At 62.9% G+C, this 26,264-nt stretch carries 24 protein-coding genes and 3 pseudogenes; 7 read left to right on the top strand and 20 right to left on the bottom strand.

The genetic code is table 11. The annotated features are described in order from the left end of the window. Positions 1–1,141: 1,141 nt before the first annotated feature. On the bottom strand, positions 1,142–1,927 hold the full coding sequence (locus DC522_RS25500) for a Crp/Fnr family transcriptional regulator (RefSeq protein ID WP_116531394.1): 786 nt from the start codon (positions 1,925–1,927) through the stop codon (positions 1,142–1,144). A gap of 493 nt (positions 1,928–2,420) precedes the next feature. Between DC522_RS25500 and DC522_RS25495 the strand changes: the two genes are divergently transcribed. Next, positions 2,421–3,002 (top strand): Hsp20/alpha crystallin family protein, encoded by a 582-nt coding sequence (locus tag DC522_RS25495; protein WP_116531393.1) that lies wholly within the window; start codon positions 2,421–2,423, stop codon positions 3,000–3,002. A 48-nt stretch (positions 3,003–3,050) separates the two neighbouring features. Here DC522_RS25495 and DC522_RS25490 read toward each other — a convergent pair whose 3' ends face one another. Next, the gene (locus DC522_RS25490; RefSeq protein WP_116531392.1) at positions 3,051–3,437 is read right to left on the bottom strand and encodes a DUF6064 family protein; all 387 of its coding nucleotides are present in this window, start codon (positions 3,435–3,437) and stop codon (positions 3,051–3,053) included. 121 nt (positions 3,438–3,558) lie between these two features. Here DC522_RS25490 and DC522_RS25485 point away from each other — a divergent pair, with 121 nt between their 5' ends. Beyond that, the gene (locus tag DC522_RS25485; protein WP_245444516.1) at positions 3,559–4,074 is read left to right on the top strand and encodes a hypothetical protein; all 516 of its coding nucleotides are present in this window, start codon (positions 3,559–3,561) and stop codon (positions 4,072–4,074) included. Positions 4,075–4,169: 95 nt separating this feature from the next. Then, entirely contained in the window at positions 4,170–5,288 is a 1,119-nt protein-coding gene (locus tag DC522_RS25480; protein ID WP_116531391.1) for an ABC-type transport auxiliary lipoprotein family protein, read from the top strand. A gap of 188 nt (positions 5,289–5,476) precedes the next feature. Here DC522_RS25480 and DC522_RS25475 read toward each other — a convergent pair. Further along, a pseudogene (locus DC522_RS25475) lies at positions 5,477–5,575 on the bottom strand (IS6 family transposase); the annotation flags it as partial. Between the two features lie 543 nt (positions 5,576–6,118). Here DC522_RS25475 and DC522_RS34380 point away from each other — a divergent pair. After that, complete coding sequence (locus tag DC522_RS34380) at positions 6,119–6,325, top strand: hypothetical protein (RefSeq protein WP_133239368.1); 207 nt, start codon at positions 6,119–6,121, stop codon at positions 6,323–6,325. Positions 6,326–6,406: 81 nt separating this feature from the next. On the opposite strand, the gene DC522_RS35475 is transcribed toward DC522_RS34380, so the two are convergent. Continuing rightward, entirely contained in the window at positions 6,407–6,550 is a 144-nt protein-coding gene (locus tag DC522_RS35475) for a hypothetical protein (protein WP_205769762.1), read from the bottom strand. Positions 6,551–6,871: 321 nt separating this feature from the next. Here DC522_RS35475 and DC522_RS25460 point away from each other — a divergent pair, with 321 nt between their 5' ends. Next, on the top strand, positions 6,872–7,741 hold the full coding sequence (locus tag DC522_RS25460; protein ID WP_116531389.1) for a BON domain-containing protein: 870 nt from the start codon (positions 6,872–6,874) through the stop codon (positions 7,739–7,741). Positions 7,742–8,216: 475 nt separating this feature from the next. Here DC522_RS25460 and DC522_RS25455 read toward each other — a convergent pair whose 3' ends face one another. The 3 genes from DC522_RS25455 to amrS form a co-directional block, all read right to left on the bottom strand. Beyond that, positions 8,217–8,411 carry a hypothetical protein gene (locus DC522_RS25455; RefSeq protein WP_116531388.1) on the bottom strand — a complete coding sequence of 65 codons (195 nt, stop codon included), beginning with the start codon at positions 8,409–8,411 and terminating at the stop codon, positions 8,217–8,219. 245 nt (positions 8,412–8,656) lie between these two features. Beyond that, positions 8,657–8,884, bottom strand: a complete 228-nt coding sequence (locus tag DC522_RS25450; protein WP_116531387.1) for a hypothetical protein — start codon at positions 8,882–8,884, stop codon at positions 8,657–8,659. A gap of 40 nt (positions 8,885–8,924) precedes the next feature. Further along, positions 8,925–10,025: an AmmeMemoRadiSam system radical SAM enzyme gene (gene amrS, locus DC522_RS25445; protein WP_116531386.1), complete on the bottom strand. Its 1,101-nt coding sequence runs from the start codon at positions 10,023–10,025 to the stop codon at positions 8,925–8,927. 58 nt (positions 10,026–10,083) lie between these two features. Here amrS and amrB point away from each other — a divergent pair, with 58 nt between their 5' ends. Beyond that, positions 10,084–10,908, top strand: coding sequence for an AmmeMemoRadiSam system protein B (gene amrB / locus DC522_RS25440; RefSeq protein ID WP_116531385.1), 825 nt, complete (start codon positions 10,084–10,086; stop codon positions 10,906–10,908). Positions 10,909–11,117: 209 nt separating this feature from the next. Beyond that, positions 11,118–11,957, top strand: coding sequence for an EcsC family protein (locus DC522_RS25435; RefSeq protein WP_116531384.1), 840 nt, complete (start codon positions 11,118–11,120; stop codon positions 11,955–11,957). Positions 11,958–12,330: 373 nt separating this feature from the next. Here DC522_RS25435 and DC522_RS25430 read toward each other — a convergent pair. The 13 genes and pseudogenes from DC522_RS25430 to DC522_RS25365 all read right to left on the bottom strand — a co-directional run. Continuing rightward, a pseudogene (locus DC522_RS25430) lies at positions 12,331–12,720 on the bottom strand (short chain dehydrogenase); the annotation flags it as partial. 153 nt (positions 12,721–12,873) lie between these two features. Then, complete coding sequence (locus DC522_RS25425; protein ID WP_116531382.1) at positions 12,874–13,413, bottom strand: SDR family NAD(P)-dependent oxidoreductase; 540 nt, start codon at positions 13,411–13,413, stop codon at positions 12,874–12,876. Between the two features lie 105 nt (positions 13,414–13,518). After that, positions 13,519–15,132, bottom strand: a complete 1,614-nt coding sequence (locus DC522_RS25420; protein ID WP_116531381.1) for an FGGY-family carbohydrate kinase — start codon at positions 15,130–15,132, stop codon at positions 13,519–13,521. A 61-nt stretch (positions 15,133–15,193) separates the two neighbouring features. Then, positions 15,194–15,922, bottom strand: coding sequence for an SDR family oxidoreductase (locus DC522_RS25415; RefSeq protein WP_116531380.1), 729 nt, complete (start codon positions 15,920–15,922; stop codon positions 15,194–15,196). A gap of 25 nt (positions 15,923–15,947) precedes the next feature. After that, on the bottom strand, positions 15,948–17,207 hold the full coding sequence (locus DC522_RS25410; RefSeq protein ID WP_116531379.1) for a sugar ABC transporter permease: 1,260 nt from the start codon (positions 17,205–17,207) through the stop codon (positions 15,948–15,950). Then, positions 17,204–18,028 (bottom strand): ATP-binding cassette domain-containing protein, encoded by an 825-nt coding sequence (locus DC522_RS25405; protein WP_116531397.1) that lies wholly within the window; start codon positions 18,026–18,028, stop codon positions 17,204–17,206. The genes DC522_RS25410 and DC522_RS25405 overlap by 4 nt, the downstream gene beginning before the upstream one ends. 83 nt (positions 18,029–18,111) lie before the next feature. Next, the gene (locus tag DC522_RS25400) at positions 18,112–19,188 is read right to left on the bottom strand and encodes a sugar ABC transporter substrate-binding protein (protein WP_116531378.1); all 1,077 of its coding nucleotides are present in this window, start codon (positions 19,186–19,188) and stop codon (positions 18,112–18,114) included. Positions 19,189–19,369: 181 nt separating this feature from the next. Then, positions 19,370–20,251, bottom strand: a pseudogene (locus DC522_RS25395) (helix-turn-helix domain-containing protein); the annotation flags it as partial. Positions 20,252–21,034: 783 nt separating this feature from the next. Then, entirely contained in the window at positions 21,035–21,970 is a 936-nt protein-coding gene (locus DC522_RS25385; RefSeq protein WP_116531396.1) for a sugar-binding protein, read from the bottom strand. A 118-nt stretch (positions 21,971–22,088) separates the two neighbouring features. Further along, positions 22,089–23,144: an ABC transporter permease gene (locus DC522_RS25380; protein WP_116531375.1), complete on the bottom strand. Its 1,056-nt coding sequence runs from the start codon at positions 23,142–23,144 to the stop codon at positions 22,089–22,091. Continuing rightward, positions 23,144–23,884: an ATP-binding cassette domain-containing protein gene (locus tag DC522_RS25375; protein WP_116531374.1), complete on the bottom strand. Its 741-nt coding sequence runs from the start codon at positions 23,882–23,884 to the stop codon at positions 23,144–23,146. Before DC522_RS25375 ends, DC522_RS25380 begins: the two co-directional genes overlap by 1 nt. A 222-nt stretch (positions 23,885–24,106) precedes the next feature. Then, entirely contained in the window at positions 24,107–25,393 is a 1,287-nt protein-coding gene (locus tag DC522_RS25370; protein ID WP_116531373.1) for an L-fuconate dehydratase, read from the bottom strand. A gap of 349 nt (positions 25,394–25,742) precedes the next feature. Then, positions 25,743–26,264 (bottom strand): adenylate/guanylate cyclase domain-containing protein (locus DC522_RS25365; RefSeq protein ID WP_133239367.1); only part of this gene is annotated, 522 nt, incomplete at its 5' end.

The raw sequence follows: 26,264 nt of genomic DNA, 5'->3' as shown, positions 1-26,264 counted from the left end.
AAGGGCCGCAGACCTGAGGCCGCAGACCTGAGGCCGCAGACCTGAACCAGATCAGAGCTCAGGCGCGGCCCTTTTCTTTGCCGCCATCGAGCCACGGCGCTCTCGGGCTTTCGCTTTAAAAAGGGTGAGATGCTGCGAGGTTACTGACGCTAACGGTCTGCTGATCAGACGAAAGGGCCTGATGAGAGGACCGTCAGGCTCCTGAATCTGCCGGAGGGAGCAAGGAAGTCCTTGGGCTAGAGCATCGGACCCAAAAGTGGAGTGCACATTTGGAGCCCATTCGATGCTCCCTTGTTTAGCGTCACATCGTTAATTGCGAAAAACCGGGTCCGCCTTTCGCTGACGCGGACCTTTGGTTCCGCACGATGCGCCAGCGCAAAGCCTCATGCTGTTCCCCTCCGGCCAAAAGTCCGGCGAGACACTTCACGAGCATCAGGCTGTCGCCGTATACCCGTGTGGAAGGGAGGTACGAGTCCTTGAGCAATGCGTCTCTGGAGCATCGGCGGAAGCCCTTTTGTCGTACCTCACCCCAGCTAGTCCGAGCTTTCACGATGCAGGCATTGATAAACAGGATGGGGCTAGTAGCGTGGCTAAGGTTTAGCACTATAGTTGAGTTCTCATTCACGAACTCGTGATGGGGTCCGATGCGCCCGAGTGATCCATTCCCGCTAGAACGTTGTTCCAGTCGCTTGAGGGCAGCGATCTTGTCAGAGTTCCAGGGGCGACATCCCACACTTCAGGAAGTGGCGAACATCCCGCCGCAAAAGTGGCTAACGGTGCCTGGCATCGGTCAGACTTTGCTCACGGAGCTGGAGGCCATCATCCAGGCTCATCAAGGTTGGATAAAGAGTAATATCTCTGCAGGCTCGACCGACGCCGAACTCGTTGATCAGCTTGATCGATTGCAGCGTGATCTGGAACGCCTCCGCCGTGAGCTTCGGTCTGTCATAAACAACATCCGAAGGAAACAGTCCGACCCCGACAGTTCAGACCAGCCCTGACTGGATCGCCACATCTGGGATGTCTCGCCCGTGACGCGGACGTGCCTGCCGCCAGGGAGTGCGGGCATTGAAGACCGCCCAGCCCGGGGCCGTTGGTCCTCAGTCTGTCCAACCTCAGATGCGTTTCCGCAGACCGCTCGCTATGTCGATGGCCGCCGGTTAGCATCCCGGTGATGTCCCCCCGGCCCATGAGGCTCTCTGGCGGGACCATCTCCCTCCCGCTCCAGGTGCAGGTAGTTGGGATTGAACATCGACAGGTCCACCAGCCGCTCCAGGTCGAGGATGGTCAGGCGCCGCCCTTTCAGGGAAATCAGCCCCGCCGCCCGAAGCTCCTGGAGCATCCGGTTGGTATGAACCGTCGTCAGTCCCGTCGTGTCCGCCAACTCGGTTTGTGTCACTGGGAAGTCGAAGCTCAGTCCCTCCGCCAAGCCAACGGCGCGGACGCGCACGAACATCTCGCAGATCAGATGAGCCACCCGCTCCAGGGCATCGCGTTGCCCCACATTGACGACCCACTCGCGGGTGATCGCCTCGTCCACCAGCGTGCTCCACCACAGCGCCCGAGCGATGCGGGGATAGTGGTCGGTGAGGTCGATCATGGTCTGCGCCGCGATCACCGCCACGGTCGTGGGGGTCACGGTACCGATGCAATGGTCCATGCGCCTGAGGACGAAGATGCGCTGGTCGCACAGATCCCCGGGAACGAAATAGGCCATGATCTGCCGCTGCCCGTCAGGCAGGATCTTGTAGCGGCAGGCCCAGCCGGTGAGGATCAGGTACACGCCGTCGGTGGGGTCGCCTTCGTGGATCAGATCAGTATGGGCGGCGACGGCCTTGGGACTCTTTGCGAGGCTTTCCAGAGCTTCCCTGTCTTCCTCCGGCAGGTCGACATAGTTGCTCAGCTTGCGAACCAGCGGGTTGATCATGGTTGCTCCTGAGAGCTCGTCACGATCGAGGATAGCTGAAAACACACGCTCGCGGTGATGTTTTATACGTTCCGCTCGCGGGATTTCCGCCTATCCGCTCCGTGGCGTTTGGTAGGAGTGGTCGGCTGTCCTGTCCGGTCCCGCATTCGGCCACCGCGATGAAGCAGGTTGGGGGCGTGCGGTTCCATGGCCTCCCTCCCGGAACGTTCCCGATCACCAGGTTGGCGAGCCCGGTCAGAATGACATTGATCCGTCTCAAGGCGCGCAGATTCTGCCGCGCAACAGGCTGCGGGCGGCGGCGCGTAGACCTAATCTCTATTCCGACGTGGTCGATGGAGGATTATGATTTGTCCCGAGGATCGAGCGCTTTCGCTCCGGCTCCGCCCATGGCGGAATAGCCCGATCCGACAACATCCAGTCCGAGTTGTGTTGCCCTGCCGGAGCGGAACGATCACCCGACACGAATGTCCGATTGAATGAGGAGGAACGCACAATGGCCCGCAATCCGATGGCCCCCTTCCGTCCTGGTGGCGGAATGTTTCCAGGTGATCCCTTCCTCTCGCTGCATCGCGAGATGAACCGCCTCTTCGACGATGTCTTTCGCGGTGTCGGCCTGCCCGCGGCGACCGGCAGCCAGGGCCAAGGCGATGTCGGCACCTTCGTCAACACCAGCATGAATGTGTCGGAAACGGACAAGGAGATCCGCATCACGGCCGAATTGCCGGGCGTCACCGAGCAGGACATCGACGTGAGCCTCGATGGCGATGTGCTCACCATCCGGGGCGAGAAAAAGTTCGAACGTAAAGACGACAAGGAGAACTTCCACTTTGTCGAGCGCTCCTATGGCACGTTCCAGCGTTCGCTGCGGCTGCCCTATGCCATCAACCCGGAGCAGGTGCAGGCCAGCTTCGAGAACGGCGTGCTCACGGTGACTCTGCCGAAGACGGAGCGGCAGGAGCGCTCCCGGCGCATCCAGGTGCAGGGCAGCGGCTCGACCACTCGGGGCACGGCTGGCGGAAAAGGGGGAGAGGCAGCCGGCCCATCGGACCAATCCTCGGACACGAAATCCGGCTGACGGTCGGCTCATGGGATGGGGACGCTGCGGCTAGGGAATGGGCGCAATCTAGCCCAAGGCTCGACGCCAGGATGCTGCCGCATGTTTGGTCCGCGTGAGGCCGACCGTTGCCAGCCCGCTGACGAGAAGCACCCAATCCTGCGGCACATCGAGCAGGAGCGCGGCCGAGCCGCCCACGAGCGACCACAGGACAGGAATGACCAACGTCCACCAGGGCACCGGTTTGGTCGTCAGCAGAAGGCACCCGAAGGTGAGGATCGTCACTGGGCAGGGCGTGACCCCGAACAGCGGCAGGGCCGGATAGGCGTGGCCGAGCCAGATCCCCAGGAGCGGGGACAGGACGGCGGCTAACTGACGAACGCGAGCCCGGCCGCGCCCCGGATGCCCGGCACGCGGCCGAAAACAAGCCGCCGGATTGAGGGCCGCGAAATCCATCCGGTCCGAGCTCGATTGCGTCGCCTACGTTCGTCCTTGGCGACTGGTATTTCCAGCGTGCCACGTCACCGATCGTCTCAGTACTTGCTATTTTAAAGACATCTGAACCGAGGAGCGGACCATGCGAGCAAATTTGACTCATGCTTCGGGACGTATCCGCTTTCGGCTTGTCCTCGCCCTGATGGTGCTCCTGTCCGGGTCGGCCCATGCGCAGAGAAGCTCTTCATCCAATCCATTCGAGGGGTTCGCCGGGGTATGGTCAGGCAGCGGCACAATCGCGCTTTCGAATGGCAGAACCGAGCGTCTGCGCTGTGAAGCAGTTTATGCGGCGGCCTCCGCAGACATCAGCCTTCGACAGAATCTGAGCTGCAGGAGCGACAGCTACATCTTTGAGCTCCGGATAGACGTCGACTACGAGGGGGGCAGGATTTCCGGACGGTGGTCGGAAACCTCACGCAATCTGGTGGGACGGATTGCTGGCCAAGCCCGGGACCGACGGATCGAAGCCGTTGCTGAAGGACCTGGCTTCTCGGCGAGGATCGAGATGAGCACCAGCGGACGCCGGCAGGTGGTCGGCATCCGCTCCCAGGGAACGGAATTGTCACGCATTGCCGTCGAGCTGACTCGAATACGGTGAAAGTACAGTGAAAGGCTTCTGGGCCGGATCCTGCCCGATGCGGTATACTCTGACGCTTCAGGCGACGACCTGTCCCTCGCGTGTGAGGCCGGACCATGGAGACGCGGGCGCGGTATGCTCTGATCGGATTGTTTACGCTCAGCGTCATCATGGCCGCTTTCGCCTTTGCTTATTGGCTGCGCAGCCTCGGCGGTTTCAGCGAGCGGGTGGTCTACCGCGTGCGCTTCGAAAGTCCTGTGTCCGGGCTGCTTCCCGGCTCCAGGGTCTTGTTCAACGGCATCCCGGTCGGGGAGGTGACCGGGCTTGAATTGAACGCAGACGATCCGCGCCAGGTGATGGTGACGATTGCAGTCGACCGCGCCACGCCGGTCCGGGCGGACACGCAAGTCCGGCTCGAAACCCAGGGCTTGATGGATGCGCCATCAGTCTCCCTCGAAGGCGGGACGGCCTCGTCATCTCCGCTCAGGTCCGACAATGGTCCGCCTGTGCTCAAGGTGGATCCTGATGCGGCTCAGAGCCTGACGCGCGAGGCTCGCGCTGCGTTGCGGCGCTTCGAGAGCCTCGTTGCCGAGAACGCAGAGCCGCTGCACGAGACGATCACCAACCTCCGCACCTTTACGGACGCGCTCGCGCGCAATTCGGGTCGCCTGGAAGGGATTCTGGAGGCACTTGATCGTTTGGGCGGCGGAGGGGCCAACAAGCAGCCCGTTCCGATCTATGATCTCACGGCCCCGCAGGCATTTCCCCCACATGAAAAGGTGCCAAGCAAGCAACTGGTTGTTCCTGAACCCACAGCCGTGGTGCTGTTCGACACGCAGAAGCTCCTCACGAGCCCCCAGGTGGGGGAAACCATCGCCATGGATGCACAATGGAGCGACAGCCTGCCAAAGCTCCTGCAGGCCAAGATCATCCAGAGTCTGGAAAATGCTGGCTTTCTGCAGGCGGTCGTACGGCCGGTACTGGATGTGGCGGCTGACTACCAGCTCCTGCTCGATATCCGCAGCTTTCAACTTTTGATGTCGCCTGAACCGCGGGCCAATGTAGAATTCGCAGCCAAGCTCCTCGACGGGAACGGTCGGATCGTTGGCGGGCGCATCTTGCACGCGAGCGTCCCGGTGAGAGGGACGGATGCGCCAGCAGTGGCGGCGGGTCTCAACGAGGCCTTCGGCAAAGCGGTGACTGAACTGGTGCTTTGGGTGTCAGACTTCGTCTGACGTTTGGCGGTTCTGTCGCGAACCGGAATCGGAGCCGCAAGATAGGGGTGAGCTTCGGTTGGCGTTCACATGGCGAGAAGCTTGAGCTGACCAGCGAGCGAGAGGTTTGGATGACAGGCGGATCTCCCCTGTGCTTTGCGGATCATGTGGACCATCTCGATGCCGCCCAAGGTTGAGCAAGCAGCGGCCATCATCTCCTCGAGATTGTGCAGGCTGAGATTGTCGGCCAGGGTCCGGCGGACGCAGGGCAGGATCACCGGGCGATCAAAATACCGGCCCTTGAACACGCGATCCTCCGCCACTGGGACTTCCACCACAGTGGCTGAAACTCTCAAACAAACGGATTGCAACAGAACCGCAGCCGCTCCCGTGGCGGCGATCAGCACAGGCGATCAGCACATCGGCCAGGATCTCCCGCGTCTGCGGGTCTGCCAGAAGCGGGTCGAGCCACCCGGACTTGCGCAGAACCTTCGGCACCTTCACGTTGGCAATCACCTTCAGTATCCTGGTTTTACCCTTTGCTACCGATGACCTCTTCGCGGTTAGCGCATCGTGCGGAAAAGTGGCCCCGGTTTTCCGCACGATGCGCTGCTCCAGAGAATGAGCCTCGGATCGGGCCGCTACGACCAACACCGAGCTAACGCGGCGTCTTTCCGGGGGCATCCACCGGGTGCCCATCATGCAGATGTCCGTCGGCGGCGGCTCCCCGTCGGCACCTGGATGGTCAGAAAGGCCTGCGGGACTGCCGCTGACGCTTGCGATCTGGCGCGGTTCTTGCTTATCCGCCCCAGGGCGGCCGCGCCCAAGCAATAGATGCCCAGGAGCTGTTCATGCCATCCAATCGACGAAAGACCAGAGCCGCGCCGCTGATCCGATGTCATCCGCTCACCGCCTCCAAGCTCGGGGCCGTGCCGCTGCGGCAGCCAGCGGATGCCCAGAAACTGGGTCCCGCGTGCATTCCCATCAGGGGCCATGACGGAAGCTGCTGGGCATGGCCGATTGAGCGCGAGTTTCTGGCCGCCATCGAACGGCGATGACCTTTTGCGGCGTCCTGCCATCCCCTGTCAGGTTCGTTCTCCGCCGGTCTGGGTACGGTCCGCCCGGCTCGGCGATGCCGCTCAGGGCTTCGTCGGCCGGACGCCCGCCCTCCGTAACCGCGATGCGCTAGCGTCGACATCCGCCATCATCCTGGCGGCCACCTGAATCGTCTGGTCCGGGGTGGCGATCCGGATATTCCGCGTCATTGCTTCACTCACGCGCATGGCTGACCTCCTGGTCGCGTTTGTGACCGCCCCCACAGGTGCGCGGGCCGAGATCGTGAGCGTCGAGGCTCCTGCACAAATCGTGTGCATCTTCGGCTCTCGGCGCGTGCAGCAGCAATTGCATAGGCGCGATCAGGGGCGGTCCAGCATCCCAAGATTCTCACATTGTCCACGTCAGATTCTTGGGGCGCGGCTTCACCTCAGCGGCGGCGATTTCGTCGCCTCGGTTCGGAACAGGCCCTCTTTGGGTAGCGTTGGCCTTGCGGCTGTCACCTCCGATGGCTCATCTGTGGTGCGCAGCCACAACAAGGGAGCTGTGTCATGGCAAACAATGATCGTTGGAGGAACACCCCGGAGCGGTATGGCTACCGCGACGACGACCGTGACCGCTGGCGTGACGAAGGGAGCCGCGAAGGTTATGGCCGGTCCGACCGTGGCGGCAGTGATTGGGGTTCCCGCGGCGGCGGGTGGTCTGGCGGCTCGGGCCGTGAGGATCAAGGCGGAGGCGGCTACGGGGAAGCGTACCGTGCCGGGCGTGATTTCGGCCGTGGCTCCGGTGATTATGGCCGCAGCTCGGATTGGGACTACGGCCGCGGGTCGGGCCGCGATTATGGCGGCGGAGGCTCGCAGCGCCAATTCGGCGGCAATGACTACTCCCGCGGCTTCTACGGCGCCGACCAGGGCTATGGCGGCCGTCAGGAGCGCGACTATGGCCAGCGCGGCGGCGAGCGGGGCTTCTGGGAGCGCGCGGGCGACGAGGTCTCGTCGTGGTTTGGCGACGAGGACGCGGAGCGCCGGCGGCGCATGGACGAGCAGCGCGGCGGGCAGCACCGGGGCCGCGGACCGAAAGGCTACACCCGCTCGGACGACCGCATCCGTGAGGATGTGAACGACCGCCTGAGCGACGATCCTTTCGTCGATGCCTCCGAGATCGAGGTGGCGGTGTCGTCCTGTGAGGTGACCCTGTCGGGCACGGTCGACAGCCGTGAGGCCAAGCGGCGCGCCGAGGACATTGCCGAGCAGGTCTCCGGCGTCAGGCACGTGCAAAACAATCTGCGTGTTCAGCAGCAGACAGCCGGCATGACAGGCACCACCGGCATGAGCGGAACCACAACGGGCGCGGCAGGGACCACGACCTCCAGCACGGGAACGACCGGCACGAGTGGCCGCAAGACTGGCACGACCGTGTAACGACCCAGCCGGAGAGGCGTCTTCGTCAACCGTAGCGGCGCCTCTCTGGTCAAGCCCTGGTTGCTCCCAAGCGGGCTCAGGACAGGCGATGGCTCGCGCCCATGATGTGCGGCTGCGAGGTGCTCGGACTAACGAGGAGGTCCTCCGCCATCTCATCTGCGTGAAGAGCCGGGCACACTCGATGGCCAGAGGAACGGCCCGCGGGGGTGGCACGGATGCACTGCCGCCCCTGACCTTCCACACCCTCACGGAACTGCAGCAGTCCGCCTCGGCGCCCTCATGCCCAACATGGCCACGGCTTGGCGGAAGAGTTGCCTGATCGAAGCCCATTTCAGCAAGGACAGACGCGAGCCGGATCGGTTGCAAGCCTGGACCGGTATTGGTGCCCGTCGCAGCATTCAGCGCGCTCACCTCTGTGGCTGTGAGGGGACTGCCTCCGGCCTTTGGGCCGCTTCATGCCAGACGACTGGGTGTCCTATGCGCCGCCGATTTCCTCGATGACCACCCCGGTGCCGCCGCAGATCGGGCACTCCTTCTCCCCGAGCTTGCCGGTGCCCTGACATTCCCGGCAGACGTTCTCGCCGGCTCCCGGCGTGCCAAGATCGGCTTGGTCCCCGGGATTGAGCTTCGGCTTGTCGGGGTGAACCGTGATGGGCTTTTCATTGGCCATGATCTCCCTCCCTTAGCAAGTCCGCAGGTAAAACGCGGCGATGAGTGTCACGGTTGCCCTGGCGCATCCTTATAGGGGTTGCTGCGGCTGGGCTCCTGGCCGTCTCACCGGCAGCCTCGACACGGCAGGTGCCATTGAACGCCCTGGATGTCCTTGGCAGCAGCGTGGAAATAACCCTGCGAGACGCAGGACCGGATCCGGGCAACTGCTCGGAGGCTGATCAAGAGCGTTTCATCGCGACGGTCTCAGGCGTGAGCCATCTCAGCGTCGAGCAAGGTCCCGATCAGGCGCAGCAATTCCTGGTGCTCTGGGCCGCGTCCAGAACTCAGAAAGGTGCCGATCTCGATATGAGCCACATGACCGCCTGAGGCGATGTTGGCTTCGTGGCGCACGAAAATCTCCCCGGAGGCATCGCCGATCAGATACCAGCGGTCGCCATTCGGACTGATGTAGAGCTTGCGCACCTTTTTCATGCTGTGGGCTCCTGCCGTGTGTGTCATGCCAAGAAGCAGATTACGCGTTTCCAGTTGCGGCCCGAAGCACCACCGGCCGCCGCCGCGGTCCCCACGTGCCAGGGGCTCCCTCGAACACGCCGGGGCAGGGCGTGCCACAGCGGCCACAGCACCCATCGGCGGTGAGGTTCCAGGCGGTGAGCTGGTACCAGTCGCGTCCGATCAACACCGCCTGACACGCATGGCAATAGGTGCTCTGGCCTTCCGCATCGTGGGTATTCCCGGTGTAGACGTAGCGCAGCCCTACCTCCTGGGCGATCCGGCGGGCCATTCTCAAGGTCTCGGGTGGGGTCGCCGGGGTGGCCAGCATCTTCCAGTCGGGATGGAAGGCTGTGAAGTGCAACGGCACGTCAGGCCCCAGGCGCTCCAGCACCCAGCGGCTCAGCGCCTCGATCTCGGACGGCGAGTCGTTTTCGCCCGGGATCAGAAGCGTCGTGATCTCGAACCAGACCTCTGTCTCATGCTTCAGGTATTCCAGCGTATCGAGCACCGGGCCGAGGCGAGCCGAGCACAGGTTCTTATAGAACTCTTCCGTGAAGCCCTTCAGGTCGATGTTGGCTGCATCCATGTGTCGGAAGAACTCAACACGCGGCTCGTCGCAGATGTAGCCCGCGCTCACCGCAACCGACTTGATGCCGCGCTCGCGGCAGGCCTGAGCCACGTCGACGGCGTATTCCAGGAAGATCACCGGATCGTTGTAGGTGAACGCCACCGACCGGCACCCGCTCGCGACCGCTGCTTCCGCGATCCTCTCAGGAGAGGCAAGGTCCTGCAGACGGTCGAACTCGCGCGCTTTCGAGATGTCCCAGTTCTGGCAGAACTTGCAGGTGAGATTGCAGCCGGCGGTGCCGAAGGACAGCACTGGTGTGCCGGGCAGAAAATGGTTGAGCGGCTTCTTCTCGATGGGATCGATGCAGAAGCCGGAGGAGCGGCCATAGGTGGTGAGCACGACTTGGTCGCCCTCGCGGGCGCGCACGAAGCAGAGGCCTCGCTGACCCTCGTGCAGCTTGCACAGGCGCGGGCACAGGTCGCATTGGATGCGGCCGTCCTCCAGAAGGTGCCAGTAGCGGCCCGGTTTGCCAGTGACTGTCTGTTGATCCATGCCGATCTCACCTATTTCTGGTGATGGAGTTTGGGCATTGCCTGTGGAGCAGCCTCTCATGGCATCCGGACGAGACCAGGGTCGGGTCAGGCCAGCCGCGGTTGCGGGCCGGTTCTATCCCGGCAGCCCGCACCAGCTTCGCACGACTGTCGACGAGCTCTTGGGCAGAGCAAGGATCGCCCCAGTGGCGGCTCCCAAAGCCATTATAGTCCCTCATGCCGGGTACATCTACTCCGGCGAGGTGGCTGCCACAGCCTTTGCCTTGCTGCGACCCCATGCCGACACGATCACACGGGTGGTGCCGATCGGGCCGGCGCATTACGTGCCGTTCCGCGGGCTCGCTCTGCCGACGATGGATGTCTTCGAGACGCCGCTTGGGATCGTGCCCCTCGCGCGGGATGCAGCCACCGTACTTGCGGATCTCGCGCCCGTGGTGCGGGCCGACGCTCCGCATGAGCCTGAGCATGCCCTTGAGGTGGAACTGCCCTTCCTTCAGTCGGTTCTCAGGTCCTTCGAGCTGGTCCCACTTCTGACCGGTGACGCCGCTCCGGAGGAGGTCGCCAGCGTGCTCGACCGGCTGTGGGGTGGGCCGGAGACGCTGATCGTGGTCAGCTCAGACCTGTCGCACTTTCATGATTATGAGGCCGCCCGACGCCTCGATGCGGTCACAGCGGACTTCGTTGAGCGAGGCGACTGGGCCAGCCTCGGACCGGACAATGCCTGCGGCTACCTTGCCATTGCGGGTCTCCTCATTGAAATGAACCGTCGTGGTCTTGGGGTGCAGCGCCTGGCGCTGGCGAACTCCGGCGACACCGCCGGAACACGGGATCGTGTCGTCGGATATGGAGCGTGGATCACCGATGCCGCCCGGAACGCCTCCTAGCGCATCGTGCTTAAAAAGTGGCCCCGGTTTTCACTGACGCCGACCTCCGGTTCCGCATCAACGATGCGCTGCTCTAGAGCGTCCCTGTTTCGGTGGCTTGGTGCCAGCCGTCTGGCTTGCCCAGGAACGGTGACCCGGATGCGCCCCGAGTGTTTTCGAGACCGCCACGGATGCTTACATAACTCTTGCGTGGCGGGAGACAGTGGACCATGCCCGATATCGTGTCGACGGAGACGGAAACGACGCTGCCCGAGGCTGCTCTGTCCGGAGAGGATCGCGCAGCGCTCACGCAGGCTGTGCGGGCCCTGGAGGGATCGAGCTATGTCGGTCGCCTCTCACGCCTGGCAGGACGCCCCATCGAACTGCTCGGGCAGGCGCTGCCGCAAGCCGCCTCTGAGGCGATATCCCGGGCCACGGAGACTGCACTCACCCGGGCCTTGCGCTATGCACTCAAGACTATCCCGAACGACACTGCCGGGCCAGAGACGCACGTCCACCGGGCACTGGCGGCCCTGTCTGGTGCAATGGGCGGAGCCTTGGGGTTATCTGCCGTCCTGATCGAGCTGCCGATCTCCACGACCATCATGCTGCGGGCGATTGCCCGCATTGCCCAGAGCGAGGGCGAGGACCTGTCCAATCCGGAAACCGCTTTGGCCTGTATCGAGGTCTTCGCGCTGGGCGGACGCACCGGCTCCGAGCATCTGCACGAGAGCGGCTACTTTGCCGTGAGGGCAGCCCTGGCGAGGTCCGTGTACGGAGCAGTTCGCCAAGTGGCCGAGCGAGGGGTGATCGACGAGGGCGCCTCGGCCATCGTTCGCCTGCTGAGCCAGATCGGTTCCCGCTTCGGGGTGGTGGTATCACAGAAGGTCGCCGCACAGGCTGTGCCAGTGCTGGGCGCGCTGAGCGGGGCGGCGGTTAACACCGCCTTCATCGATCACTTCCAGACGCTGGCCCGCGGGCATTTCACAGTGCGCCGGCTCGAACGGATCTACGGCAAGGTGCCCGTTCGTGTGGCCTACGACCAGATCCGGATCAGCGAGGGCCTGTGAGCCTTTGCTCATGCCAGCCAGTCACGGTCGCTGAGGGGGCGGCGATCGATGCCTCCAGTAAAGCTTTGGTGAGCCGCTCATGCGGCACAACCGGTAGCGCCAAGGCAGAAGCGGATCGGCCCGCCGCAGGAGCCGCGACGCGTCCGTTCTCTCCTGGAGCCTCGGCCTCAAAAGTGGACTTGCACTTGCGGGATTTGATCCGATGCTCCCTCTCTCAAGCAGCGCATCGTTGGGGGCGAATAACCAGGTCCACTTTTAAGCACGATGCGCTAAGCTGTTCCGGCTCGACAGAGTGCCGCCGCGGATAGCGGCGACCAGGCGCCTTTCCACTGCGGACGGCAGAGAGCGATAGGCCTCCGAGAGCTGGAGCGGATCAGAATTGGAATGTCACTTTGGTTAGCTCCTCGGAGGCCGAGCAGAGCCGTTCGGCCGCCTGTCGATCCAGGGCCTACGGAGCGATCTCCGCCTCTGTCGGGTAGCCTCGGGCTTCCCGGACGCCTTCCGGACCATAGTAGATGCCGCCCTTCGCATCGGAGCTGCTGCGGCAAACAGCAGGGGCAATGCGCCCTGGGTCGGGGACTGGCCGATGGCGCTGAAGATGGCTTTGTCCAGGAGCCGCTGGACAGGGCCGGCCCGGTCGCCCGCGGCGCGTGACGTCGGTGCTCGCCACCCCGGGATGCGCAGGAATGGACTGAACCGGCGAGCCGGCGGCTTTCAGCCTTCGGTCGAGTTCCAGGCCGAACATCAGCATGGCGAGCTTCGACTACAGCATCGGACGTGAAAAGTGGATTTGCACTTTTGGGTCCGATGCTTTCTCCTTCAATGAGAGCATCGTTGAGAGCGGAAAACCGGATCCACTTTTCACGGGCGTGGCCCTTCGGGTCGCTGACGCGGACCTTCGGTTCCGCACGATGCTCTAGCCGTAGGCATCCATCGGCCTGTAAGAGCGCTTCAGCTGCAGATCATCGAGGTGGAGCTGAGCCGGCCGGTGCGCGATGTTGGCGACCTTAACGATTCGTGAGGACGCGTCCTGCCCGACACTTGGGAGCAGCAGCCCCGTCAGGGCGAAGTGACCGAGACAGTTAGTTGCGAGTTGGCGCTCGAAGCCGTCCTCCGTTTCCTCCCGCTGCGGGACGGCGGAGATGCCGGCATTCAGGAGAAGGATGTCGATGGGGGTTCCCCTGTCGCGCCAGCCCGCCGCAAACTCCCGAACCGAGGTGAGGCTTGCAGCGTCGAGTCGGCGGAACTCGAGCTCGGCTCCGGCATGGATCTGCCGGATTGAGGCTCTTGCGCGCTGCGCCTTGGCCTCGTCGCGGGCGGCCAGCACGACCCGGGCGCCCGCGCCGGCAAGCGCCAGGGCGGCCTCATAGCCGAGGCCGCTGGTCGATCCGGTCACAAGGGCGGGCCTGCCGGTCTGCGGCGGGGCATCAGCTGCCGTCCACCTGCGAGTGGCCATGGTTGAACCTGCCTTTCTCCGAGCCCGGTCAACGGGTCTCGTGGGTCAGGCGTTCTCGGCCGGGCGTACCAATTGAGAGGCTGCCCTGTAAGGCCATAATGGTCTTCAATAGCTGCCGGATCTGATAGCTCTCGCAGTCTGCTGAAGCATTTCAAACGCTTTGAAGCGTTTCTCGTGCCATCCTGCCGCTATTGGGCTGGGCTGGTAGGTTTCTCCAATTGTCGACATTGACGACATTGCCTCCGCGATGTCGCGATGCTGGCCCGCCGCAACAGCTCCCAGGATGGCAGATCCAAGTAGCACGGGCTCCTCCGACGTTGGGGCTGCAACGACCTTTCCGGTCGTGTCGGCAAGAAGCTGACGCACGAGAGGGCTCTGACCGGCGCCGCCGCTCACGACGATGGTATCGATGAGCACATTCTTCCCGCCCAGCACTTGTACGATCTGCCGAGCGCCGTAGCCCAGACCGCAGATACCGGCGAGATAGAGCGCGATGAGGCTGTCGAGATCGGCGTCCATACCAAGTCCGGCGATCAAGCCGCGCGCATCGGGATCGGCGAACGGAGCACGGTTCCCGAGGAACTCGGGAACGACATGCACCTCGCCGACGAGCTCCGGCGCGGCTGATGCACCGCCACGCCGCTCGGCCTCCAGCGAAAGCCATTGGCTGAGGCTGGTGGCGCTATCCCGCGCCATCTTTGCCGCCCGTTCCGAGGCAGGATGCATGCGGACCAGATGATCGATCGCGGCGCCGGCTGCCGACTGGCCGCCTTCGTTGAGCCATAGGCCTGGGATCATGGCGGAGAAGTACGGACCCCATACACCCTGGACGAAAGCCGGTTCCTGAGTTGAAGACATGGTGCAGGCGGAGGTGCCGAACACGTAGGCCATGCGTGTGAGCACATTGCCCACATTCCCGCGTGCGCCCACAGTTCCGACGCCGCCCGCATGGGCGTCGATGAGGCCCGCAGCAACAGGAGTTCCAGGCTTCAGGCCGAGATCGGCTGCCGCTTGCGAGGTCAGGCCGCTGCCAAGCGCGGTGCCGCCCGGGACGACCTCGGTGCCGATGCGCCGGAAAGCTTCGTCGGCCAGTTGCCCGAGCCCGGCCCTTCTGAAGTAGCCTTCATCCCATCGGTTCTCATGCGCCAGATAGGTCCATTTGCACGTCACGGTGCAGACGGAGCGGGCGAGGCTTGCCGTGGCTCTCCAGGTGAGGAAATCGGCCAGATCCATGAACTGCCATGCGCCCGTGAAGGTTTGGGGCATGTTCTCTGCAAGCCACAGCAGCTTCGGGGTTTCCATTTCCGGCGAGATAGAGCCACCCACATAACTCAGCACAGCCTCGCCCGTGCTATTGATCCTGCGCGCCTGCTCCGTGGCGCGGTGGTCCATCCAGACGATGATGTTGCGCTCGGGATCGCCGGATGGGCCGATCGGCAGGGGCTGGCCATCCGCTCCCAGGACGACGAGAGAACAGGTCGCGTCGAAGCCGACGCCCGCGACAGTCTCGGGCGGAACGCCTGCCTTCCTCACGGCTTCGCGCACGCTGGTACAAACAGCGCGCCAGATATCGTTGCTCGATTGCTCCACGATGCCGCCGGCTTCATGCCAAATCGCGATATCGGCCTTGGCGGAGGCGAGCAGGGTGCCTTGCTGGTCGAAGAGACCGGCGCGTGCGCTGCCGGTGCCGACATCGATGCCGAGAAAATAGTTTGCCATGGCTGTCCAGTCATCCAGAGAAGTATCGTGAGCGATGACGCCCTGCGCCAAAGACGCAAACTTACAGGTCGTTGCTCTGTGGCAGGATGACGAGATCGCGAATGGTGACGTTCCGGGGTCTCGTCAGCATGAACAGGACAGCTTCAGCCACTTCGACAGGCTGCATCAGGCCGCCGGCAGCCAGCTCCGCATCGAGCTTCTCCTTGGGCCAATCCTTGATCAGCGCCGTGACCACGGGGCCGGGCGCGACGGCGCCGACGCGCAAGCCGTGCGGGGCGACCTGCCGCCGTACCGTATGCACGAAGGCCTGCACGGCGTGCTTGGAGGCGGTGTAGATCGGCTCCCACACCACAGGAACCAGGCCGGCGATGGAACTCGTCACGACGATGTCGCCGGTCTTGCGTTCCACCATGTGCGGCAGCACAGCATGGACTGACCGGAAAACGGCATTGATGTTGAGATTCAGCATGCGATCCCAGGCATCCGGATCGCCTTTCAGGATCTCGCCGCCGATATAGGAGCCGGCATTGGCATGGAAGATGTCCAGCTGACCCGCCAGTTCGAGGATCTGGGGCATCATGCGTGAAACGCTTGCCGGATCGGTTACGTCGACCCGCAACGGAATGGCCTGCGGGCCGAGTTCCGCACAGACGGCTTTCAGCGCTTCTTCGTCCCGGTCGATCAGCACGACGCGCGCACCCTCGGAAAGCAGAATCCGGGAGCACTCGAGTCCGATACCGGAGGCCGCCCCGGTAATGGCGGCGACTTTTCCGGATAGTTTCTCGCCCATGGCTTTTCCTTCTTGTTGGTCTGGTTCAAGCCCGGCCATGGGACACACGTGAGCGGCGCGCCAGTGAGTCGACGATGACGGCAATGGCAAGCACGGCGCCGGTGATCATGTACCGAAGCGATGAGGAGAGATCGAGCAGCGTCAGGCCGCTGGCGATCGACTGGATGACAATGATGCCGAGCAGGGCGGAATAGGCGCTGCCACGGCCGCCGAACAGGCTGGTTCCTCCGATGACGGCAGCGGCAATCGCATTCAGATTGACATCGCCCGTGCCCGCCTGCTGGCTCGCGGAGGCCAGACGCGCGGCGGAGAGAATGCCCCCGGCTGCGGCGAGGCCGGAGCAGAGCATGAAGGCCGTCGTGTAGATGAAGCGGACATTGATGCCCGCGCGGCGCGCAGCCTCCCGGTTGCCGCCCACCGCCAGCATCTGGCGACCCCACTTGGTTCGCGTCAGTGCGTAGTTCATCACCACAACGAGGCCCACAAACAGGCCGAACATCCACGGAATGCCGCGATCGAGGTTTAGGTAATAGACGATGAATTCGAGAACGATGGTGACCACGATGGAGCGCAGCAGCAGGCTGGTCAGCGGCTGAGAGGACAATCCCGCCTCGCGGCGCCGGGCTGCGGTCCGATAGCCCAACACGAACATCACAATGCCGGGGAGAGCCGCAAGAACGTAGGACACGACATCCGGCATGACGAGCAATTGGCCGAAATTCACAAGGGGCGCTTCATAGGGCAGGTTGATCGAACCGGTGGAGCCGAGCAGATAGAGCTGCAGGCCAAGGATGGACAGAAGTCCTGCCAGGGTCGCGACGAAGCTCGGCATGCCGAAGCGGTTGAACAGGACAGCATAGAGCGCGCCGATCAGGGCACCGAACAGGAGTGCCGCCAGAATGGCGACGGCGACGGGCCACCCTTGGTTGACCCAAAGCACACCCACAAGCGCGGAGGCGAAGCCGCTGACCGAACCCACCGAGAGGTCGATCTCGCCGACGATCAGGATGCAGACGATGCCGAGCGCTATCACGCCGACGGTCGAGCAGTCGAACAAGAGATTGACGAGATTGTTCGGGGCAAGGAAGACCGGATTGAGGCTTTGAAAAACCGTCCAGATGATCGCCAGACCGACCACGACGGGGAGCGAGCCGAGGTCACCCGAGCGGACCCTGTCCAGAAAAGCGCGGATCGAGCCGCCGATCCCTTCGGCATGCTTCACGCGCTCGTCTCTGCGGTCGAGCATCGGGGCCGTCTGCGCGTTCTGCTTCGCGCTCTTGATCATTGGCGTTTCTCCGGTGCTGGGGCTTGTCCACTCTGCGCCTGTCGGCGGCTGGCCCGGCGCGATACTGAATTGTTGGCAGCGCCGGTGATGGCGCTGACGAGCTCCTGGTTGGAGGCGTCGGGCTCGAAGACGCCGTTGTTCCTGCCGAGCCTGAGCACGACGATACGGTCCGCGACGGCGCGCACGTCCTCCATGTTGTGGCTGATCATGATGACCCCGAGCCCGCGATCGCGCACGCGTTCGATCAGGTCGAGCACTTCGGCAGTCTGGGCGACGCCGAGCGCGGCGGTTGGCTCATCCAGGAGAATGAGCTTAGGTTCGAGCAGCAGGGAGCGCGCAATGGCGACGGTCTGGCGCTGCCCGCCGGAGAGAGAGGCCACAGGCTCGCGCACACTGGGAATACGCGCGGACAACTCGTTGAGCAGGGTCCAGGCCTTCAGCTCCATGGACACTTCGTCGAGCCGGTAGGCGCTGAGCTCCCGTCCGAGAAAGATGTTGGCGACGACGTCGAGGTTTTCGCATAGCGCCAGATCCTGGAACACGGTCGCGATGCCGAGGCCGAGCGCGGTGCTCGGGTCTTCAAGCGTCACCGGCTTGCCGCGGAAGGTGATCGACCCCGAACTCGGCTGATGGACGCCGGCCAGAATCTTGACCAGCGTCGACTTGCCGGCGCCGTTGTCGCCCACGAGCGCCACGACCTCGCCCGCGTGCACGTCCAGATCGATATCGGTCAAAGCCGACACGGCACCGAAATTCTTCGATATGCCGCGCAGGCTGAGCACCAGTTCGTGCTTGTCGCTCTGCTCTTGGGTTCTGTCCATCGCTTCCATGACCTTGGAGGCGCCTGTCTGACACCTCAAGTGATGTCCGGCCACTTGGCGGGCGGCCGGACAGAGTTTGTTGACTATCGGGTGATGCCCAGCTTCTTGCAGCCTTCTGCATAGCGACCGGAGCAGAGCTGTTCGGCCGTATTGATCTTCTTGTCGATGATCTCTGCCTTCAGGTTCTCCGCCGTGATCACTGCCGGAACGAACAGCTTGGAGGGAGTATTGTAGAGCGTCGTCTCGGCCTTCGGGGTTTCGCCCGCCAGGAACTGCACGGCGACATTGGCGGCCGCAGCGGCCACGATCTCGCTCGGCTTGGAGATCGTGTTGTACTGATCGCCTGCGATGATGAGCTGCAGCGCGGCAATCGTCGCGTCGTTGCCGGTGACAGGCGGGACCGGGTTCACGCCCGCAGCCTTGAACGCGGCGATGGCGCCGCCGGCGGTCCCGTCATTGGCCGCCACGACGCCGAGGATGTTCTTGCCGAAGCGGGTGATCTGGCCGCTGGCCCATTGCTGTGCCTTCGGAGGCGCCCATTCCGGCGTGTCGTATTCGGCCAGGATCGGATAGCCGCTGTTGTCGAGACCCTCGTGGATGCCCTTCTTGATCAGACCCGCGGCCGCATCGGTCGGCGAGCCGTTGATCTGCAGAACGCCCGTGCCACTGGCGGCGGTCACGTTGGATTTCTTCAGGTGCTGCACCAGCGAATCGGCGATGGACTTGCCGATGGCCTGGTTATCGAAGGAGACGTAGAAATCGGCTTTCGCATCGGGGATGGGCCGGTCATAGGCGATCACCTTGATGCCCTGGCCCTGCGCCTGCTTGACCAGCGAGGCGGCAGCGGCCGAATCGACCGGATCGAGCACGATCACCTTCGCACCTTGCGAGATCGCGGAGTTGAACTGCTGCTGCTGGCGCGACACGTTCGCATCGGCGTTCTGATAGATGACCTTGCAGGTCGGGCAGAGCTTTTCCATCTCGGCCTTGAAGCCGGGGAAGTCGTGCTCTTCGTAGCGGGTGGACGCCTGATCGGGCATGAGGAATGCAACCGTGGCGTTGGACACCTTCGCGTTCTGGGCCATGGCAATGCCGGTTCCGGCGAGCAGGGACAAGGTGAGCGCCGTAAGGCCGCTGAGTTTCCATGAAGACTTGGTCATTCGTTTCTCTCCCATTGGTACTTGTTATAGTGCTGGCGAATTGCCTGTCTCGTCGACAGTGGCTGGTAGGAACGTGCTGTTCCCTCGTGCGCCCTCAGCAGAGCGCCTCTTCTCGCGGGCTCCCTTGTGCGGCCCGGTCTTTGTCTCGACGACTGAGATGTTGTTTCCTGGCTCCTCCATGAGCGGCCTTGGCCGTGTTGATGTTGTCGAGCAACAGGCGCCGGAACCGGGATGGCGTCATGCCCTTCTCGGTCAGGAACTGCCTGTTGAAATTGGACAGATTGTTGTAGCCGACCTCGTAGCAGATGCTGGTGATTGAGGCCTGCTCGTCACTCATCAGGATCTGGCATGCGAGATTGATGCGCAATCGCTTCACGTACTGCACCAGGGACATGCCGGTGTGCTGGCGAAAGGCACGCGAGAACCCGCTCGTCGATTGCCCGGCAATCGCGGCGAGATCCGCCTCGCTGAAGGGTTGCGTCAGGTTCTCGCGAATATAGGCGAGTGCCTTGTTGATCCCTGCGGACATGTAGCCGGACGGGTCAGGCCGGTAGCTGGCGCTGGCCAGCAGCCGCGATCCCTGCGCCCGGCTCAGCAATCCCGCGATCATCATGAACAACTCGATGCGGCGTACGCCCTGGGCATCCATCACCTCTTCCATGTAGGGCGAAATTTCGCGGCTGATCTCTTTGCTGAAGAGCAAACCACGCCGGGAAGCTTCAAGTACGGGTGCCAGGGCGGCGAGTTCCGGCAGGGCCTTCATGGCCCCGCTGATGAATCCCTCGCTGAACTGGATGATCCGGCAGCGTAGTGGAACGATCGTTTCTTTCGGAACGTCGCTGACCCAGTTGTGCGGAAGGTTCGGCCCGGTCAGCACCAGGTTGCCGGGCTCGAACTCGCCGATAAAGTCGCCGACGAAGTAGCGGCCATTGGTGGCGACTACCTGATGTAATTCGTATTCGGGATGAAAGTGCCAGCGCACGGTGCGGTACGGATACCCGTGGGACCAAGCGGCAAATGACTCGCCGGGCCTTATCTGAACGACTTCAAGATCCGGCTCCATGTCCGTTTCCTCCAGGTCGACGCGGCTACCCGCAGCGGCCCTCGCTCCCAGCCGGCCGATGTCATTTCGGCTCTTATTGGGTATGACGGTAATCTTCGCCGCGGATGAGTGCCAGCACGTTTCGAGGCTTGCTCTGATACTTTTTTAACATGCAGGAGCCTAGATTTGTCGTAATGTATGGATACCGCGCTGACCGACATTGCCGGCTTGCAGCTTATTGGACATTGTTGCGCGATGCTGGACAGCATTTTTAGCGCATTGCGGAATGTCATCGAGTCGTAAGCCAACTCCGGACCAGGAAATGCTCGACGTCCCCGCGACTGACACCTCGCCCGTCGACATCGAAGAGCGCGAATGCCACATCCGGATCGAGGAGGGCCGTCTCTTCACCAAGACGCGGATGCCGGAAGTTCCTGAACAGATATGCTCAATCGGGAGAGCGAATTCTGTTCTGATGGTATTCTCCAATATCGGCTTGCGGCACTTCTCAGACGTTGCGTTTAGTCGGCTTGCGAGCGGTAAGCGGACGTTCAAGAAGGGCAGGGGGCTTCCGCCTTTGAAGCCACGGCTGACCTTGGAAGGCACCCGATCCGAGACAAGGTCTATATTCTGCCTGACGCGGCTCTCGATTTTTGACCATTCAGGCGCATGGTCGCGATCAGTCCCGATGTCTTCTCGAATATGACTGCTGCACGACGGAACTTCGCCCTTATCAATAGCGAGACAGTTGCCCTAGGGGTTGAGCTTCCTAGGGCAATTGGCATACCTCGTAGGGCTGCGTGCCTACTTCAGCAGTGAGGCGACATTGTCCTTCGTAACTCGATCAATGCCGGCGTAGACGATATCATCGACCTTCTCGCCTTTTTTGAGCTTCAGAAGGATGTCCATGGCCTTCTCGCCCATCTCGTAGGGACGTTGGCCCACGAGAGCGTTCGCATAGCCGTCGCGCAGCAATTCGAGTTGCACCTTCAGGGTGTCGCCCACCACGAGAGTGAACTTGCCCTGGTCCATGTCGGCCTTGTACTTGTTCACGAAGCTCTTGTAGGCCTCGGGAACGAACATCGGCCAGCCGCCGACCGGAATGATGGCACCGAGATCCGGGTTGGCGGTCTTGAGGTCCTGCATCTGCTGCACGGAGAGCGCCAGATCGTCATTGCAGTAGGTTGGAGAGCCCGAGACCTCCGTCCACTTGGAGCCCTTGAGCGCGTCGCGCACACCTTCCACGCGCTCCTTCAGGTTGGCGGCGGCCGGTCCGCCGGACACCATCGCGTATCTGCCACCTTCAGGCCGCATCCTCAGAAGTTCCTCGCCCATCGCTCGTCCCATGGCGCGGTTGTCGGTGCCCACATGCGCCTGGCGCGCCGAATTCGGAGCGTCCGCATCGAAGGTGATCACCGCAATGCCAGCATCGCGCGCAGCCTTGATCACGCGTACAGCGGCCGCCGCATCCGCAACCGAGACGGCGATGCCATCGACCTTCTGGCTGATGAGGTCCTGAATGATCTGAGCCTGGCTGGCCGGCTCATGCTCCACAGGACCCTTGTAGATGCACTCCACATTGCCGAGTTCCTTGGCCCTCTTCATGCACCCGTCGCGGGACAGGTCGAAATAGGGATTGTTCATCGCTTTCGGCACGATGGCGAACTTGTAGGTCTGCTGAGCGGCCGCAGGAATCGTAAGCGCTGCGGCAGCGACCGCAGCGAGGATCAGTCGTTTCATCATATGATGTTCCTCCTGTTGATGACGCCCCGTCCCCGGGGTCTTGTGGCCGGCTTCGTTCGTCCGGCTGGTTTGACCTTCGCCCAGGAAGGGCGAATTCATGAGGGCGGATGGCGCTTTACTGGGCCATCCGCATGGTCCGCAGACGGTCGACCAAAACCGCCAGGATGATGATGGCGCCGACGAGCACGATCTGCCAGTAGGCATTGATGCCCGCGAGCACGAGGCCGTTGCGGATCACCTCTATGAGCAGGGCGCCGATCACCGCGCCGGCCGGTCCGCCGATGCCGCCGGTGAGATTGGCGCCTCCAATGACCGCGGCTGCAATGATCGTCAGTTCGTATCCGGTCGCTAGGTTGGCCGGGGCCGAGCCGAGCCATCCGACCATCAGGATGCCGGCAAAGCCGGCCGACAGGGCAGACAGGATATAGACCGCAATCTTTACTCGCTCGACCGCAATGCCTGTGAGGGCCGCCGCCTTCTCGTTGCCTCCGAGCGCAAAAACGTGCCGTCCGAAGGCCGTGTGGTGCAGGACCACGCCAAGAATGGCCGCAAGCACGAGCAGGTAGATGATCGCAACCGGGATGCCGCCGATATTGCCGTCGGTCAGGCCGTAGAAGAGATCGACGTCGGGCCCGGTCGGCGCCTGTCCGCGGCCTTGCGTGACCGCATAGGCGAGACCTCGCACGATGGACAGCATGCCCAGGGTCGTCACGAAGGGCGAGAGTCCGATCCGGGCGATGAGAAGGCCATTGGCAAGGCCGATCAGCAGGGCCACGCCCAGACCTGCGCCGAGGGAGACGAGCATCCCGCCCAAGGGAATGTTGTCGAGCGCCGTTCCGCTCACCGCCTGCATGACGATGGCGCAGGTGATCGCCGAGAGCGCCATGGTCGAGCCGACCGAAAGGTCGATGCCGCCGGTGACGATCACAAGGGTCACCCCAAGGGTGACGATGCCCACGAAGGAGAAGTTCTTGGCGACATTGGCGAGGTTGCCCGCGCTGAGGAAAGCCGGGCTCAGGATCGCCATCACGACCATGATGACGATGAGCGCAGCCGCCACATAGGCAGTCTGGCTTGCAAAAAAGCCGCGCCGCCACCAAGCCGCTCGGCCCACATTCGAGAAATCGTCCGTTTCTGTCTTCGGGCTGGTGGCCGGCGAGATGTCGCTCATCACGCAGCTTCCTTGGCGCCCGTAATCAGCGCAGTGACTTCCTCGGGGCTCGAGTCGCTCGTCAACTTGTCGGCGACCTTGGTGCCGCGCCGCATGACGACCACCCGTTCGCAGACGGAAAACACGTCCGGCATGCGGTGAGAAATCAGGATGACGGCAATCCCCGCATCCCGCAGACGGCGGATGAGGTCGAGGACCTCGGCCACCTGCCGAACGGAAATGGCCGCTGTCGGCTCATCCATGAGGATCAGCTTGGCCTTGGCAAGTCTCGTACGGGCGATCGCGACGGCTTGCCGCTGCCCACCCGACATCGCTCTGACCACGTCGTCGGGACGTGTTTCGGATTTGAGTTCCCGAAACAGTTCCGCCGTCCGCTGATTCATCCGGCCATGGTCAAGAAACGAGAAAGGCCCGACCTTGCGCTTGAGCTCGCGCCCGAGAAATACATTGGCAGAGGCGGTCAGGTTATCGGCGAGCGCCAGATCCTGATAGACAACCTCGATACCGACGGAGCGGGCATCGACCGGTTTGGTGAAGTGGACCTCCCGGTCCTCGAAAAGGATCTTGCCATGCGACGGCGGGAAGTTTCCGGCGATGATCTTCACCAAAGTCGATTTGCCAGCACCATTGTCGCCCATCAGGCCGACGACCTCACCCGGCTTGATGGTGAGGTTGACATGGGACAAGGCGCGGATCGCGCCGAATTCCTTTCCGACGTCTTGCAGGACGAGGAGTGACAAGGCAGCTTCCTCCCTTCATCCAGGGCTTTTGACTTGGGCGGCGTTTGTCCGCCTGAGCGATATAAGCATGTGAGTCCGTCTTGTGTCATCTGCTCCTTCGGTTGCGGCACCGAGGGAGATGTCCCTCGCGGCTGGGGTGTGCGGTAGTCCTTTCGAGTCATGCAACAGCCTGGTCGCTTGGCTTGGTGGGCGAGGGAGGTCGCCGGACCCACTCGCCCTGTTCTAGTTTCGAGCAGGCTTGAAGATGTGCTGCCGAATCGAGGTCTCTTTCATTTCGATGGAGAAGCCCGGCCGTTGAGGCGGCATGTAGGCCGCGTTCCGGATCACGCAGGGATCGACGAAGTGCTCGTGCAGGTGGTCCACATATTCGATCACCCGCTCGTCCTTGGTGCCGGAAACGCACAGATAATCGATCATCGACAGGTGCTGCACGTACTCGCACAGGCCCACGCCCCCCGCATGGGGCCAGACCGGCAGGTTGAACTTCGCTGCCATCAGCAGCACGGCCAGGACCTCGTTCAGGCCGCCAATCCGGCAGGCGTCGATCTGCACGATGTCGATGGCCCCACGCGTGATGAACTGCTTGAACAGGATGCGGTTCTGGCACATCTCGCCGGTCGCGACCTTCACGGGCGCAATGGCCTCGCGGATCTTGCGGTGGCCTTCCACGTCATCGGGGCTGGTTGGCTCCTCGATGAAGTAGGGCTGGGCGAACCGCAGCTGCCGGATCCAGGCGATCGCCTGATCAACCTCCCACACTTGGTTGGCATCGATCATCATCTTCACATCCGGGCCGATCACCTCGCGACAGATGCGCAGGCGGCGGATGTCCTCCTCCAGATCGCGGCCCACTTTCATCTTGATGTGGCGGAACCCGGCCTCGACCGCCTCAGACGCAAGGCGGGAGAGCTTTTCGTCACCGTAACCAAGCCAGCCGGCCGAGGTGGTGTAGCAGGCATAGCCTTCCCGCTGCAGGATCGCCTTCCGGTCGGCCTTTCCGGCTTCGGCCCGGCGGAAGATCTCCAGCGCCTCTTCAGGCGTGACCGCATCGGTGAGATAGCGGAAGTCGATGACCCGGACGAGATCCTCCGGAGTCATGTCGGGGACCAGTTCCCAGACCGGCTTGCCCGCTTCTTTCGCCCAAAGGTCCCACACGGCATTGACGACCGCGCCCGTGGCGAGATGGATGACGCCCTTGTCGGGTCCGATCCAGCGCAGCTGACTGTCTCCAGTCAGGTGGCGCCAGAAGCGGCCGGGGTTTTCCTTGATCCATTGGATGTCGAGACCAACCACGAGATGGCGCATCGCCTCGATGGCGGCACAGCAGAGGTCGTTGCCGCGCCCGATCGTGAAGGTGAGGCCATGCCCCGATAAATCCGGATGATCGGTCTCGAGCACCACATAAGCGGCGGAATAGTCCGGATCCGGGTTCATGGCGTCCGACCCGTCGAGATGCTGGGAGGTCGGAAAGCGCAGATCGAACGTCTGAAGATCGGTGATACGCGTCACGGCATACCTCATCTGAACCAGAGAGTCTTAGCGGAGCCATAGTCATAGGTATCGGGAAAACTGCCACTCTCAAGGGAGCAATCTGCTGTGCTGGCTGTTCCGCAACCACGGGAAATGGCCTTCTCCAGTATTTGCGCCTGACGGGCGGTGTTGTGTGGGGCGGGCGATGCAGCCTGCAGGAGAGCCCTTGGACTACAGCATCGGACGTGAAAAGTGGATTTGCGCTTCTGGGATCGATCCGATGCTTCCTTTCTCAAGCAGCGCATCGTCTTGAGCGAATAACCGGGTCCACTTTTCACTGACGTGGCCCTTCGGGTCGCTGACGCGGCCCTCGGGTCCGCACGATGCTCTAGCTCAATTCCGTTAGCCCGGTCGCGACGGCGAAGAGTGGCATACTCTCACCCAGGCCCTTGAGAGCATAAGCACCTCGATCCTCGAGCCGCAGATTGGACCCTGCTACCAGATCGCGCACCGTTCGTGAGACCAGCACTTGACCACCTTCGGCCAGCGCAGCGATACGGGCTGCGATGTGAACCGCGATGCCGCCGATATCCTCACCCTTTATCTCGATCTCGCCTGTATGGACGCCACAGCGGACCTCCAGGCCCAGCGTCCTCACGGCTTCAGCGATCGCCGTGGCGCATCTCACCGCCCGTGCGGGACCATCGAACGTAGCGAGAAAGCCGTCGCCGAGGGTCTTGACCTCGCGTCCCCGGTAGCGAGCAAGCTCCTCCCGGATGACCTGATCGTGCTGCTCCAGCAGCCTCTGCCAGCGCCGGTCGCCAAGCTCCACGGCTAATGGCATGGACCGGCCGTGCTCCCGGGTGGAGCATAAGAGGACGGGATTAACCCGCAGCCACGGAGCCATGCC

It is taken from the genome of Microvirga sp. KLBC 81, assembly GCF_003075415.1.
Taxonomy (GTDB): Bacteria; Pseudomonadota; Alphaproteobacteria; order Rhizobiales; family Beijerinckiaceae; genus Microvirga.
This window is presented reverse-complemented; position numbering and strand designations above follow the sequence as displayed.

Coding starts and splice junctions, on each gene's coding strand:
- DC522_RS25410 (WP_116531379.1), bottom strand. CDS start 17,207: ATGATCAAGAGCGCGAAGCAGAACGCGCAGACGGCCCCGATGCTCGAC.
- DC522_RS25420 (WP_116531381.1), bottom strand. CDS start 15,132: ATGGCAAACTATTTTCTCGGCATCGATGTCGGCACCGGCAGCGCACGC.
- amrS (WP_116531386.1), bottom strand. CDS start 10,025: ATGGATCAACAGACAGTCACTGGCAAACCGGGCCGCTACTGGCACCTT.
- DC522_RS25455 (WP_116531388.1), bottom strand. CDS start 8,411: ATGGCCAATGAAAAGCCCATCACGGTTCACCCCGACAAGCCGAAGCTC.
- DC522_RS25480 (WP_116531391.1), top strand. CDS start 4,170: ATGGAGACGCGGGCGCGGTATGCTCTGATCGGATTGTTTACGCTCAGC.
- DC522_RS25400 (WP_116531378.1), bottom strand. CDS start 19,188: ATGACCAAGTCTTCATGGAAACTCAGCGGCCTTACGGCGCTCACCTTG.
- DC522_RS25485 (WP_245444516.1), top strand. CDS start 3,559: ATGCGAGCAAATTTGACTCATGCTTCGGGACGTATCCGCTTTCGGCTT.
- DC522_RS35475 (WP_205769762.1), bottom strand. CDS start 6,550: ATGCGCGTGAGTGAAGCAATGACGCGGAATATCCGGATCGCCACCCCG.
- DC522_RS25450 (WP_116531387.1), bottom strand. CDS start 8,884: ATGAAAAAGGTGCGCAAGCTCTACATCAGTCCGAATGGCGACCGCTGG.
- DC522_RS25415 (WP_116531380.1), bottom strand. CDS start 15,922: ATGGGCGAGAAACTATCCGGAAAAGTCGCCGCCATTACCGGGGCGGCC.
- DC522_RS25435 (WP_116531384.1), top strand. CDS start 11,118: ATGCCCGATATCGTGTCGACGGAGACGGAAACGACGCTGCCCGAGGCT.
- DC522_RS25490 (WP_116531392.1), bottom strand. CDS start 3,437: ATGGATTTCGCGGCCCTCAATCCGGCGGCTTGTTTTCGGCCGCGTGCC.
- DC522_RS25495 (WP_116531393.1), top strand. CDS start 2,421: ATGGCCCGCAATCCGATGGCCCCCTTCCGTCCTGGTGGCGGAATGTTT.
- DC522_RS25460 (WP_116531389.1), top strand. CDS start 6,872: ATGGCAAACAATGATCGTTGGAGGAACACCCCGGAGCGGTATGGCTAC.
- DC522_RS25385 (WP_116531396.1), bottom strand. CDS start 21,970: ATGAAACGACTGATCCTCGCTGCGGTCGCTGCCGCAGCGCTTACGATT.
- DC522_RS34380 (WP_133239368.1), top strand. CDS start 6,119: ATGCCATCCAATCGACGAAAGACCAGAGCCGCGCCGCTGATCCGATGT.
- DC522_RS25405 (WP_116531397.1), bottom strand. CDS start 18,028: ATGGACAGAACCCAAGAGCAGAGCGACAAGCACGAACTGGTGCTCAGC.
- amrB (WP_116531385.1), top strand. CDS start 10,084: ATGGCATCCGGACGAGACCAGGGTCGGGTCAGGCCAGCCGCGGTTGCG.
- DC522_RS25500 (WP_116531394.1), bottom strand. CDS start 1,927: ATGATCAACCCGCTGGTTCGCAAGCTGAGCAACTATGTCGACCTGCCG.
- DC522_RS25425 (WP_116531382.1), bottom strand. CDS start 13,413: ATGGCCACTCGCAGGTGGACGGCAGCTGATGCCCCGCCGCAGACCGGC.
- DC522_RS25380 (WP_116531375.1), bottom strand. CDS start 23,144: ATGAGCGACATCTCGCCGGCCACCAGCCCGAAGACAGAAACGGACGAT.